The sequence below is a fragment of the Streptomyces sp. H51 genome, assembly GCF_035656535.1.
In the GTDB taxonomy this organism is placed as follows: domain Bacteria; phylum Actinomycetota; class Actinomycetes; order Streptomycetales; family Streptomycetaceae; genus Streptomyces.
Genome location: NZ_JAYMHD010000048.1, coordinates 134,156 through 147,020 on the forward strand (window position 1 = coordinate 134,156; position 12,865 = coordinate 147,020).

At 74.4% G+C, this 12,865-nt stretch carries 9 protein-coding genes; 5 read left to right on the plus strand and 4 right to left on the minus strand.

Going from position 1 to position 12,865, the window contains the following annotated elements; genetic code table 11:
• Nucleotides 1-71: 71 nt before the first annotated feature.
• Together VKA29_RS14205 and VKA29_RS14210 are read right to left on the minus strand one after the other, a co-directional pair.
• Nucleotides 72-2,087: a hypothetical protein gene (locus VKA29_RS14205; RefSeq protein ID WP_324785870.1), complete on the minus strand. Its 2,016-nt coding sequence runs from the start codon at nucleotides 2,085-2,087 to the stop codon at nucleotides 72-74.
• A gap of 824 nt (nucleotides 2,088-2,911) precedes the next feature.
• Nucleotides 2,912-4,003, minus strand: coding sequence for a M12 family metallopeptidase (locus tag VKA29_RS14210; RefSeq protein WP_324785871.1), 1,092 nt, complete (start codon nucleotides 4,001-4,003; stop codon nucleotides 2,912-2,914).
• 71 nt (nucleotides 4,004-4,074) lie between these two features.
• Between VKA29_RS14210 and VKA29_RS14215 the strand changes: the two genes are divergently transcribed.
• Nucleotides 4,075-6,120 (plus strand): LuxR C-terminal-related transcriptional regulator, encoded by a 2,046-nt coding sequence (locus VKA29_RS14215; protein WP_324785872.1) that lies wholly within the window; start codon nucleotides 4,075-4,077, stop codon nucleotides 6,118-6,120.
• Between the two features lie 89 nt (nucleotides 6,121-6,209).
• Here VKA29_RS14215 and VKA29_RS14220 read toward each other — a convergent pair whose 3' ends face one another.
• Nucleotides 6,210-8,774: a CHAT domain-containing protein gene (locus tag VKA29_RS14220; RefSeq protein ID WP_324786078.1), complete on the minus strand. Its 2,565-nt coding sequence runs from the start codon at nucleotides 8,772-8,774 to the stop codon at nucleotides 6,210-6,212.
• Nucleotides 8,775-8,921: 147 nt separating this feature from the next.
• On the opposite strand from VKA29_RS14220, the gene VKA29_RS14225 reads away from it, so the two are divergent.
• From VKA29_RS14225 to VKA29_RS14235, 3 genes are read left to right on the plus strand one after another with little or no spacing between them, the layout of a single operon-like run.
• Nucleotides 8,922-10,358, plus strand: coding sequence for a S8/S53 family peptidase (locus VKA29_RS14225; RefSeq protein WP_324785873.1), 1,437 nt, complete (start codon nucleotides 8,922-8,924; stop codon nucleotides 10,356-10,358).
• Between the two features lie 59 nt (nucleotides 10,359-10,417).
• The gene (locus VKA29_RS14230) at nucleotides 10,418-10,993 is read left to right on the plus strand and encodes a sigma-70 family RNA polymerase sigma factor (RefSeq protein WP_324785876.1); all 576 of its coding nucleotides are present in this window, start codon (nucleotides 10,418-10,420) and stop codon (nucleotides 10,991-10,993) included.
• Entirely contained in the window at nucleotides 10,990-11,529 is a 540-nt protein-coding gene (locus VKA29_RS14235; RefSeq protein WP_324785878.1) for a hypothetical protein, read from the plus strand. Before VKA29_RS14230 ends, VKA29_RS14235 begins: the two co-directional genes overlap by 4 nt.
• 91 nt (nucleotides 11,530-11,620) lie before the next feature.
• On the opposite strand, the gene VKA29_RS14240 is transcribed toward VKA29_RS14235, so the two are convergent.
• Nucleotides 11,621-12,457 (minus strand): N-formylglutamate amidohydrolase, encoded by an 837-nt coding sequence (locus VKA29_RS14240; RefSeq protein WP_324785879.1) that lies wholly within the window; start codon nucleotides 12,455-12,457, stop codon nucleotides 11,621-11,623.
• Between the two features lie 61 nt (nucleotides 12,458-12,518).
• Here VKA29_RS14240 and VKA29_RS14245 point away from each other — a divergent pair, with 61 nt between their 5' ends.
• A complete protein-coding gene (locus VKA29_RS14245; RefSeq protein ID WP_324785881.1) occupies nucleotides 12,519-12,860 on the plus strand; it encodes a DUF5713 family protein in 342 nt (113 codons plus the stop codon).
• Nucleotides 12,861-12,865: the final 5 nt, after the last annotated feature.

Here is a 12,865-nt window from a genome sequence, read left to right on the forward strand (position 1 = left end):
CCTGGACCACGTGCTGGAGCACGCGGCCGTGCCGGTCACTGTCATGGTCACGGACGGGGCCCGTTTCGCGGTCAGGGCACCGCGGTACCCACCGCCTTCCAGACCTTCCAGGGGATGTCTGCCTCGTCCAGCATCAGGCGCGTGGCGCGGGACGGCCGCTTGGAGAAGATGTAGACGACGCGCCAGCCCTGGCCGATGAGTTGCTTGTCCTTGGCCACCTGGTCCGCCTTGACCTTCGACGAACCGTACTTCATCTCGTACATGACCTTCTTGTCGAAGTTCACGATGTCGGGCATCCGGTCCACGCCGGTGATCTTGTTCATCATCTCCCGGGACGTGAGCTGCTGTGCGGAGTCCCCGTAGCGCCAGCCGTCGCCCGCCTCGAGCGCGTTCACCTGAGCGAACTCGCCTTCGAACGCCTCGCCCTTGTAGGGGTTGCCCTGGTTCTGCACGTAGTTGTTGCGCCATGTGGGCCAGGGCTGCACTGGCTTGTCCGCGGCGTCCTGCTTCGCCACGTACTTGCTCCACCTCTGGTACATGTGCTCGCGCGTACCGGAATCCGGATTCCTCACCTCCTGCGCGGCCTCGAGGTCGGCAGCGGACGGTTCGGGTTCATCGACTCGGGCGAGGGCGGGGTTGCGGTAGGCGAACTTGTTCGGCTGGTCGGTGCTGCCTTTGAAGGGTGACGACAGGCCGGGCACGCCGTAGTCGGGGCTGTGGCGTTTCCAGTCCTGGGTGACCTTCTTCAGGACGCGTTCGACTTCCTTCTGCACCATCGCGCGCGCCACGGCCTGTGCCTCCGCGCGCACGAGGTGCGTCCTCGGATTGCGGGACGGCGGGATGTAGAAGTTGCCGGGGCAACTCACGCTCGCGCTGCCGTTGGGCGGCATGGACACCGACCGGGAGCACTGGCCCACCGGCCGCCCGTCGAGCGTGACGCTGATGGTGACCTGAGCGGAGACCGGCCCGGCCGGCCGTGTGTCGTCCCCGGCGATGACCGAGTTGGTGATCGTCGCGTTGGCCACGCAACCGCTGGTGCCGCACGGGCTGAGCGTGACGTTGCCGGAGACGGAGAAGCTGACGCCGAGGTCGACGGACTTCTCCAGCTCCTTCACGGCCTTCTCGACCTCACCCTGGAGGCTCCTGCGCTGGGTGTCGTCGAGCGGTGGCAGGTCGAGGGCGTAGGAGGCGCCGGCGTCGCCGGTTGCGCTTCCGGCTCTTGCCGCGGCTCCGGGACGGTAGCCGGCCGGTGAGACCGGGGCCACCGACGGAAGATCGCTGAAAAGCGAGGACAAGTCACTCGGTGGCGAGGGCATTTCGCTGGGCGGCGACGGATACCCGGTGGGAAGTGAGGGCACACCGGTCGGCAGCGACGGCACCCCGGACGACGGCCGTGACACCTGCGCCGGAGCCATCCGTACGATCCGCAGCGGGGGCTGCGCCGTGATGTACAGGGTCCGCGTGGGTGTCGCGTATCTGCGGACCTTGACACCGCCGACGGTCGAGAGCCCACCACGGCTCACCAGCCGCTTGCCGGCTTCCCGCTGGAGCTCACCGGCGACGGTGCCGGGCGTGAGCGACCGCAGGGAGGCGCTGGTGTCGTATCCGCCCAGGGCCGGTGACTTGACCCACCTGTTCCTGTACCTCGACGTGTACTTGTCGGAGGAGCGGCCGTAGCCCTGCCAGAAGGAGGAGTCCGCCTTGACGAAGGTCTTGCCGTCGACGGCCAGCGTCCTGACCGTCATTCCGCCGAGGGTCGTCTCGGAGAGCACGGTGCCGCCGGACGTCACCTGCATCCGCGTGTGCGAACCGCCGAGGGAGCCCGGGTAACTCCCCTCGTAGACGACGGCACCGCTCGCGGCGAGGTTGACGGAGGCGGCGGTGACGTCCTCGGCCGCCTCGGCGGCGGCCCGCGCGGCAGCGTCCCTCCGCGCCCGGTCGTCGGACTGCGCGCCGCCGGGCCACAGGACGGCGAGCAGAGTGGCCAGCAGGGCAACGACGGCTCCGGCGGCGACGCCGGCCAGGACTCGGCGCCGGGTGCCGCCGAGAGCCCCGGAGCCGGGCGGCGTTGGCGGTATGGGCGGCATGGGGGGCGGGGGAGGCGGCGGCATGGCCGGTGGCGTGGATGGAGCGGGCGGCACGGGCGGAAGCGCCGGCTGCCTGCCTCCTGAGCCCCCCGTACTCCCTGCCCCCGGTTCCCCCGGCGGCCCTTGACCGGCCGATTCCGATCCGGATCCCGATGCTGACGCTGACACGCGGCCCCCTCCGAAGTGCCCGGTGCCCAGCCGCCCTTGGGATGGGCGGGGGCCCGTCAGCTCAGAGTGTCCGCCGGCCGGGGAGCCCCTGGAACGCTCTCCCGAAAAGCTTCACCGCATCAGTACCGCGATGCGGTGCTGCCACGGAACACGATGACCGGTCCGGCATCACTCAGGTGTTCTCGTCTCCGCAGGCACCCCTTGGACCACACCACCAGGAGGAACCGGTGTCGGGGCAGCAGCGGGGATCGAGCCCCGCGTGCGCGAGGATCCCCTCGTCGTACGACTCCGTCCCAGAAGCTACGCCCGGTCGCTGGGCGAGCCCGTGCGGTTCACGCACCCCGAAGTCGACCCGGACGCCCGACCGCCCGCTGCCACCTCCACAGCCAGGACCGGCAGCCCGCCGCCTGACCGTCCCGCACCCGCATCCCGCACCCGCATCCCGCACCCCGCGCCCGCACTCCCCGTGCCGCCCGGCCCGTCGCGCGGGGGCCGTACCCCTGCGAAGCCCTGCCGTGCCGCCGTGGTCCACCGGCGACGGCCACCGACGACGTGGCGTGGCCCCGGACGTCACCCTCCCCCGAAGGTGGCGTCCGGGGCCCCTCCCCCGGCGCCGGACAGTGGTCCGGCCGCCCGCGTGCCGCGGATCAGTGCTGTCACCAGCACATGACCGCTGTCTGTCCCGGTCCCCAGGCGGAGTACAGACGCACGCGGACGAAGTAGCGGCGGCCCTTGACGAACCGGGCCCTGATGGTGGCGTTGTGCGGGGTCCCCCCGTCGTCGTGGCCGGCCAGGTAGCGGGGTTCCCCGTCCCGCTCCTCGAAGACCACGACGACCGTGTCGCTGTCCCCGAACGTCCCCACGGTGTAGTCGCGGGTCTCCGGCGGCTCGACGACGAAGTCGGCCTGCTCACCCGGCTGGAGGCCGAGCGGCACGGACCGGAAGGGCACCAGCGCCGGCGGCGGGACGGAGGCCGGGCCGGCCGGCGGGTACCAGCGCAGCACGAACTCCTTGTCGGCCGGCGAGAGCGTACCCGGCGGGTGCAGGCCGCCGCGGAACTGCTCGGGCTCCAGGATCAGCCCCGGCGGGAAGGCGAACTCCATCACCGACTGCGGGTCCCAGACAACGGCGTTCGCCTCGTCCCGGTCCAGCTTGCGCAGGACGTTGAAGAACGTGGTGTCCCGGCTCCAGTGGTTCGGCGGACCCGCCAGGTCGGCGTAGACCGCCTCGTCGTCCCACAACAGACCCGCGTACGGGCTCTGGTGCTCGTGCAGCATCCCGAGCGCGTGCCCGATCTCGTGCAGGGCCGTCCCGCGCTCCCCGGGCGCGGTCAGGTCCCAGCCGAAGTTCATCGTGCGGTCGTTCACGCCGGCCAGCAGCGCGTCCCTGCCCACGGCGGACCAGGAGCCGTCGCCGGACTGGAACCCGATGCGCAACTCCGCCTCCGAACGGTCGCCGACCTCGACGAACCGCACCCCGATCCCCAGGCCCTGCCACTCCCCGAAGCACTCGCGCACCACGTCCCGCTGCTCCTCGGAGCCGACCCACGACACCCGCCGCGACTGCCCGGTCCCCGGTACCGGGATGACGGAGACGTCGGTGTCACGGTCGAGGAAGCAGTAGTGCAGAACCGTGCCGTTGACCCACATCCGGCTGCCGCCGACGAGCGCACCACGCCGCTCGGCGGTCAGCCCCGGCGCGAATGCGGGGGCCGACTGCTGCGTGAGGGAGCAGTAGCGTCCGGCCATGCGCACAGCCTGCCGTGGCCGGGCCCACGGGCACCTGAGTCGGGGGCTACTCAAGTCACCCTGTATCAGGCATGAGTAAGGATGCTCATACTTCCGTGACGACTTTCGAACGCGACGCGAAGACCCTCGCACTGCCCTGGCCGTTCACCGGACGTGAGGACGAACTCGAACTGATCCGCCGGTCCCTGTCCGGCGGCCGGCCGGGCATCGTGGTGACCGGCCCGACGGGCTGTGGCAGGACCCGCCTGATCACCGAGGCCGTACGGGGCGGCGACCGGGCCCGCGCGGCCGGCACGCCCGGGACCCGGCACATCCCCTTCGCCGCGTTCACCCACCTGCTGCCCGAGCAGGTCTCCCTGCACCGCGCCGTCCAACTGCTGTCCGGGACCCGGCTGCTGCTGGTCGACGACGCCCATCTGCTCGACGATTCCTCGGCCGCCCTCGTGCACCAGCTCGCCGTGCACGGCCGCACCCGTCTGGTCGTCGCCGCGGCCGACGACGCCCCGGTGCCCGGCGCCGTCGCCCGGCTGTGGACCGACGAGCTGCTGCCCCGCCTCGCCCTCGAACCGCTGCCCCGCCAGGACACCGAACAGCTCCTCGCCTCGGCCGTCGACGGGGGACTGGAACCGCTCACCCTGAACCGGCTGCACCGCCTGTGCCGGGGCGACCTGCGGCTGCTGCGCGACCTGGTCGACGCCGCGCGCGAACGCGGACTGCTGCGCCGGCTGCCGTCCGCCGGCGCCGACGCCGGGGCCTGGGCGATGCGGGGCCCGCTGCCGCTGACGGCGACCGTCCGCGCCCGCGCCGCGCGGGTCCTGGAGCGTCCCGGCCCGCAGGAGCGCGAGACCCTCGAACGCCTCGCCTTCGACGAGCCGCTCGCCCCGCACATCGACGACCTCGACCCGCGGGTCCTCGAACCGCTCGAGAGCGACGGCCTGATCCACGTCGACGACCGGGGCGCCGTCCGCCTCGCCCACCCCCTGCACGGCCCGGTGCTGCGGGCCGCGGCCGGCAGGCTGCGGGCGAGGCGGCTGGCCCGCACCCCGGACGACTGCGGCACGGCCCTCAAGACCGAGGAGACCGCGCTGGTCCGGCGGATCGAGCGGGCCGACGTGCGGGGCACGCCGACGCCCGTGGGGGAGTGGCTGGCGCAGGAGGGCGCCCCGGTGCCGGCCGGGTACGCGGCCGTACGCGCGCGGTACGCGCGGCTGCGCGGGGAACTGCGGGAGGCGGCGGCCTGGGCGCGGGAGGGGCTGCGCACCGCCCCGGACGACGCGGAGTGCCGCGCCGAACTCGCCCTGGCCGCCGCGCAGACCGGGGACACGGCCACCGCCCAGGAGGCCGTGGACGGGCGGCCGGACCTCGCCGCCGCGGCGGCATGGCTGGCCGCGGCCCGCGGTGACGTCGACGGGGCGCTGACGACGCTGGCCGACCTCGCCCACGCAGCCGACGCCGCCGACCTCACCGCCCACGCCGCCGACCTCGCTCATGCCGCCGACGCCGACGCCGACGCCGCCGACGCCGCCGACCTCGCTCATGCCGCCGATGCCGGGGAACGCGGGTACGGCGCCGGTCCGGCGGGCGGGGCACGCGCACGCCATGACGCCGTCCGTCATGACGCCGTCCGCTACGACGCCGTCCGCCTCGGCGCGCCGGAGAAGGGCGGCGGCCGGCTTCCGGCGGACAGCGTGTTCGCGCGGCACGCCGACGCCCTCGCACGCGGCGACGGGCCCGGCCTGGACCGGGCCGCCGAGGAACTGGAGGCGGCAGGTTTCCTGCTGTTCGCCGCCGAGGCGCGCGCCCAGGCCGTGGCGGCACACCGCGACCCGAGGGCCGCCCGCACCTCGCGCACCCGCGCCGTCGCCCTGGCCCACCGCTGCCAGGGCGCCCGCACCCCCGCCCTGTCCGGCCTCGTCCTGGGCGAACTGACCGCCCGCCAGCGGCAGATCGTCGCCCTCGCCGCCGCGGGCCTGAGCAACCGCCAGATCGCGGAACGGCTGACGCTGTCGGTCCGCACCGTCGGCAACCACCTCTACAGCGCCTACGCCCGGCTCGGCGCCAGCGACCGCGGAGCGCTGCCGTGGCTGGTGGACCTGCCGGACGCGCGGTCCGCCTGAACCGCCCCCGAGCCGGCGGTCTGACCCCCGTGATCGGGGGAGGGGTCAGGCCGCCACCCGCGTCGGCGCGGGTGGCGGAGACGGGCCGCTCAGGCCGCTCCGAACGCGGTGAACGCCCACCCCGTCGCCTGGTGCAGCGCGTCCCCCGGCAGCGCGGCCCGCGCGTCGCGCAGCGCCTCCGCCAGGGACAGGCCGCCGCTCAGGCCCTTGTGCAGGGCGAGCATCAACGACACCACCGCCTCGTCGTTGACGGGCGCGCTGCTCGCCACCACGCCCGCCGTGCCCAGCGGCAGCAGCGCGGTGACCAGGCCGAGCAGCTCGTCCGCCCCCACCGAGGCGAACCGGGCGGTGTCGCAGCAGGACAGGATGATCCGGTACGGGCTGCGGTCCAGGCGTTCGAAGTCGTGCACGACGATGGGCCCGTCGGCCATCCGCAGCGACGAGAACAGCGGGCTGTCGGCGCGGAAGGTGCCGTGCGCCGCGATGTGGGCCAGCGCGGCGCCGTCGAGCTCCTCCAGCACCCGCGGCACGCGCGCGTCGTCGTGCTCCAGCAGCGTCGCCCCGCCGTACCGGTCGGCCAGCTCCGGCACCTCCGCCCCGCCGCTGGCCAGGCCCGGCCCGCGCACCAGCACGTGCCGGCCGCCCGGCGGCGGCTCGGTCTCCCGGGCGCGCAGCCAGCTGCTCGCCGACGGCGACACGCTGAGCACCCGGTCCCGCAGCGACGGCAGCAGCGCCCACGGCACCCGGTGCAGCCGGCCCGGCGGCACCACCACGACCGGCCCGGACCCCAGCCGCGCGGCGGCCGGCCCCAGCAGCAGCTCCTCCAGGCGGCGGCCCGCGGCCTCCACCACCGGAAGCCGGGCGTCCGCACCCGGGTGGGCGAGCCGCCGCAGCCCGGCCTGTACGTGCTCGGCCTCCACCTCCGCCTCGGCGATCAGCCCCGCCTCGAACCGGCGGACCCGCCCGTCCCCGCACAACAGCACCTGCACCCGCCCGTCCAGCACGGCGAGCTCCACCAGCCGCGTCCCGCCCAGCCGCCCGAGCAGCCGGCCGACGTCGAAGCGTTCCTCGGCGCCCGGCGCGTCCCCGCGCATGTGCAGCGTCCGGGACCGGATCTCCCGCTCCAGACGGCGCTGTTCCCGCTCCAGGACCGGCACCGGCCGCCCCTCCGTGCGGGCCGCCTCGGCGCGGGCGGCGATCTCCCGGAACGCGGTCAGCCTGCTCTGCAGCACCGGGTCGGCCGGCGGACGGGTGGGCGGCGCCGACAGCACGGTGGCCCGCCAGCGCTCACTCCACGTCAGCAGCCGCCGCGGCCCGCCGGACTCCAGGCTGACCTGCTGGGCCAGCGCGGCCAGCTCGGCGCCCTGCGCGGTGGCACGCGCCCGCAGCTCCGAGGCGCCCAGCGTCATCCGGTGGTCGTCGAGCACGTCCAGACCACGCCTGCACGCCTCCAGCACGCCCCGGCCCGACCCCGCGGCCCGGGCGCGCAGCGCCTGCGCGGCCCAGCCGGTGATCCGGGCGAGCGGCGGCCCGCTGTGCCGGCTGCGGGCGGCGACCGCCAGATGCCGCTCGGCGTCCGCGGTCCAGCCCAGGGCGAGCGCGATCCGCCCGGCCAGCAGCGACGCCGCCGACGCGGCCGGCGCGCCGAGGGCGGCGAGCCGCTCGGCCACCGCGGCGGCGTCCCCGACCAGCCGTCCCGACCGGCGCCCGGCCGCCACCCGCGCCTCCAGCATCACCAGCCGGGCATGCGTCTCCCACCAGGTGCGCCGCTGGCCGGCGAACAGCCGCACGGCCAGCGCCGCGCGCGCTATCGCGGTGTGCGGATCGCCCGCTACGCGCGCCGCGTGCGCCGCGACCAGCAGCAGCTCCGCCTTGCGCGTCGACTGCCCGCCGATGCCGTCGAGCGTCCCGATGGCCGCGTCCGCCTCGGCCAGCGCCTCCGAGGCGAGCCCGGCGGCCATCAGCACCTCGCAGCGCCGGATGTAGAGCATGAAACTGGGCGTGCCGAGCTTGTCGTAGCGTTCCGCGGCCTCGTCGAACAGCCGCAGCGCGGCCGGCACGTCGCCGGCCCGGAACGCGGCCAGCCCCCGGCTCTCCACCACGTCGGCCTTGTCGTGCTCCTGGCCGGTGGTGTCCCACAGCGCCTCCGCGGCGGTGAAGTCGGCGTCCGCCCGGTCCACCGCGCCGACCGCGAGGTGCACGGTGGCGCGCAGGGTCAGCGCCCGCGCCGTCCAGATGACGTCGTCGGCCTGCCGCAGCACCGGGATCGACCGGCGCACGTCCTCCAGCGCCTCCCGATGGCGCCCCAGCACCCACGCCGCGTAGGCCCGCCGGAACAGCACGCGGGCGCGTGTGTGCCCGCTGCTGACCGCGACGCCCCGCTCCAGCGCCTCCAGGCCCTGCCGGGTGCGGCCGGCGTGCACCAGCGCGACGCCCAGCGCGGCCAGCACGTCCGCCTCCCGGTCGGCCGACCCCGAGCGCGCCGCGAGATCGCGGCCGCGGCGCAGATGGTGCAGGGCGAGCCTGAGATCGCCCCAGTCCCGCTGCCAGATGCCGATCACCTGGTGGGCGACCGAGGCGGACCAGGGTGAGGGACCGGAGTCCAGCACGTCCTGCGCCCGTGCCAGAGCCTCGTTGGGGGCCGCGAACACCATCGGCAATAGTTCGAGAACCGACTCGCTTCCCGCTGTCACCCCACGGATGGTAGTGGCTTGTTGCCGTTTACACAGGTTCGGTGCTGTATCAATCACCGACTCCGCCGCTCTGACTGACGAACGCCGCCTCAACCGGAGGACACGCACATGGCCCCTCAGCGATTCCACGAGCAGTTCCACCAGATCCAGCGCTCCATGCCGGACGTCCCGCTGGCGATGGGACCTGACGACTCCGCCGAGTTCCTCTACGAGAAGGGCGTCGTCCTCGCCCGCGACGGCGAGGAGGCACGGGTCGTCGAGGACGCCGTGCGCAGCCACTTCACCGCGGCGCCGGAGCTGACCGCCGACCATGTGCGAAGAGCGGGTCCGGAGACCAACCGCTCCGGCATCACCCGCATCCAGGTCGGCGACCCCGGCCAGGGCGACCGGCGGGCCGACCGGGCCGTGGCGCACGCCCTGCGCGCCCTGCGCGAGCACGAGGGCCGCGCCGGACGCCGGCTGGTCAGCCGCAACCACGTGGTGTCGATCGCGGTGAACTCCTGCCCCGGCGACGAGCCCGTGCCCGTGCCGCTCACCGAGGGCCCCAACCCGGCCCCCGCGCAGGGCGTCCACGACCCGGCCACCGCCGTCCGCGTCCTCGTCGTCGACAACGGCCTCACGCACGACTACGCGTCCCTCCCGTTGCTCGCCCGCGTCCAGGGCGACCTGCACGGCACCGAGACCGACGGCGACGGCAACCTCCTGCAGTACGTCGGCCACGGCACGTTCATCGCCGGCCTGGTCGCGGCCGTCGCGCCCAACACCGACGTCACCGTGCGCAACACCCTCAACGACGCCGGCGCCGTGCTGGAGTCCGAGTTCGGCGAGCGCCTCTTCGACGCCGTCGACCGCGGCGGCTGGCCGGACGTGCTGAGCCTGTCCGCCGGCACCTCCAACGGCCGCACCGACGGCCTGCTCGGCGTGGAGAGCTTCATGCAGGAACTGCGCACCCAGCGCACCCTGCTGGTCGCGGCCGCCGGCAACAACTCCAGCGCCTCCCCCTTCTGGCCCGCCGCCTACGCGTCCCTGCCCGACTACCAGGACGTCGTCCTGTCCGTGGGAGCGCTGCGCGCCGACGGCGAGTACGGCGCCTGCTTCACCAACTACGGCCCCTGGGTCAACGTCTACGCCCCCGGCGAGCGGCTCACCAGCGCGCTGACCGGCTTCGACGCGCCCGTGCCGTACGTGTACCAGCACACCACCTACGACGCCTGCCGCTACGGCTTCACGTACGCCTGCACCTGCCAGTACCCGCCCCACACCGGAGTGCTCAGCGAGAGCGGCGACCCCGCCTCCGGCAAGGCGGACCAGGTGGTCTTCGAGGGCCTCGCCAACTGGAGCGGCACCTCCTTCGCCACCCCGGTGGCGGCAGGTCTGGTCGCCGCCTGCATGACGGCCGGCGGGCAGACCGACGCGCGGGCGGCCCGCAAGCAACTCCTCGCCGTGAACGACGCGTACGCGGAGGTGCGCGGCGCGCACGTGCCCGCGCTGCTCCCCGCCACCTGGCGCCCGACCGCGCTCACGCAGCAGGCCGGTGGGGCATGAGGTCCGGAACCGCCCCCTCCACGGCGTACGATGTCTTGCCGTACACGAGGGGTGGGGCCGTGGACCGTGCAGATGTCGGCGCGCTCGTCCGGTCAGCCGTCGACGGTGACGCGGCGGCCTGGAAAGCGTTGGTGGAAGGGCTGAGCCCGCTGGTGTGGTCCGTCGTGCGCGCGCACCGGCTCTCCGACGCCGACGCCCACGAGGTGTACCAGACCGTGTGGTTCCGCTTCGCCCAGCACCTGGGACGCATCCGCGAACCCGACAAGGCGGGGTCGTGGCTGGCGAGCACCGCCCGCCACGAGAGCCTGAAGGTGCTCAAGAGCCTCAAGCGGCTGACCGTGACGGACGACCCCCAGCTGCTCGACCGGGTCAGCGAGGACCGTACGCCCGAACAGTCGCTGCTGGACTCGGAGGACGCGGCCGCCGAGACCGAGCGCATCCGGCACCTGTGGCAGGAGTTCGAGGAACTCGGCGAGCGGTGCCGGCAGTTGCTGCGCCTGCTGATGGCCTCGCCGCCGCCCAGCTACCAGGAGGTGTCCGCCGCCCTGGGCATCGCCGTGGGCAGCATCGGACCGCTGCGCCAGCGCTGTCTGCGGCGCCTGCGGGCACGACTCGAGGCACGGGGTGCGGTATGAGCGACAAGAACGGCACGAACGGCGACGGCCTCTTCGACGGCGGTTTCTTCGACGACAGCGGTCTCGACGACAGCGGTCTCGACGGCGGCCCGGACGGTGACGAGTTCGCCGACGACCTGCTGGAGGAGGAGCTCCGCCAGGCCGCGGCCGTCCTGGACCCGGTCCCGGCCCAGCTGCGGCAGCTCGCCGTGGAGGCCTTCGCGCTGCACGACCTGGAGGCCCGCGTCGCCGAGCTGACCTTCGACTCGGTGGTCCACGCGCTCCCCGTCAGAGGAGCCACGGACACACCTCGGATGCTGACCTTCGAGGCGGGCGGCGTCACCGTCGACGTCGAACTGACCGGACACGGGCTGATGGGACAGGTGCTGCCGCCGCAGTCGGCCCGCATCGAGGTCCTCGGCGGACCGCACGGGGGCGCGCCGCTGACGGCGGACGCCATGGGCCGCTTCACGTCCCAGGAGGCGCCGGCCGGCCCGTTCGCGCTGAAGCTGCGCACCGGCGAGGGCGTGATCGTCACCGACTGGCTGACGGCCTGACGCACGTCACCCGGCGACTCGCCGACCCCGCCGGTGAGCGGCGGGGTCCGCGGTCCCTCGCCGCCCGCGGCGGGCCCGTGCCCGGCCGGGCTCAGGCGGTCACCGCGTCCACCAGCGCGGCCAGCGCCGACGCCAGCCGGCTGAGCCCGTGCCCGGCCGGGCCGCCCGGCTCGCTCATGTACGTGTCCCGGCGGATCTCCACCATCAGCGCCCCGACCCGGGGCTCCTTCGCGTAGAACTCCAGCGGCACGTACGCGCCGCTGAACGGACTGTCCAGCCCCGTCTCCCCGCACCCGGCGAACGCCTCGCGCGCCGCGGCGAGCAGTCCCGGCGGGGTGTGGAAGGGGTCGGTGCCGAGGCACACCGGCGGCCGGGGTCCCGTACCGTGCAGCTCGTAGGGGAGCGGCGCGCCGGGGTAGGAGTGCACGTCGATGATCAGTGCCCGGCCGGTGACGGCCAGCCGGTCCGCCACCGCGTCCGTCATCGCCTGTGCGTACGGCCGGAAGTACCGCTCGATCAGCGGCTCCGGGTCGGTGTCCGCGGACCGCAGCGGCGCCCGGTGCGTGGTCCGGGTGTACACCGCCCCCATCCCGACCGACAGCATCTCCTCCCGTTCGTCCGGGAACCGCTCCGGGTCGACGACCAGCCGGGACAGCCGGTTGACGAACCGCCAGGGAGTCACCCCGGCCAGTTCGGCCGCCGCGCCGGCCAGCTCCGCGGTGTGCGCGTCCGTGATGTGGTCGAGCTCCCGCTCCAGCGCCGCGTCGTCCAGCACGATGCCGGCGCGCGCGTCGGCCGGTATCGCCCGCGCCGAGTGCGGCACGTGCAGGATCACGGGGGAGCCGTCCGCGCCGGGCAGAAGCTCGAAGGACGGGGCGGCGGGGTGCGGCATGGGCTGCTCCGGGGCGTTGTCAGTGGCGTGGTGCATGATCAAGGTGCCACACGGGACCGACAAGCGGTCCGACGAGCCGAGCACGGGGGGGAACCGCATGCCCATCGACAACCAGCAGGTGACCGCGCACCCGTTCCTGGCGGCGCTGTACCGGGACGACTACTTCCCCGACCACGTGGTGGACCGCGGCAGAGCGGTGCTGCTGGCCCTGTGCGAACGCATCGAGGCCGAGCGGCCGGCCGGCCTCGCCGCGCTGTACGCCCTGACCCACGCGGCCACCGAGGAGTTCAACACCCTGCAGGCCGACTTCGAGGCGGCCGGCAGCGAGATCGAGACCGTGGCCCGGGAGGAGACAGCCCGCGATTTCCGCTTCGTCGCCCACGCCTACGGTTTCACCGGCGCCGACGTGGAGGAGCTGATCGCCACCCGAGACTGGTGACCGCG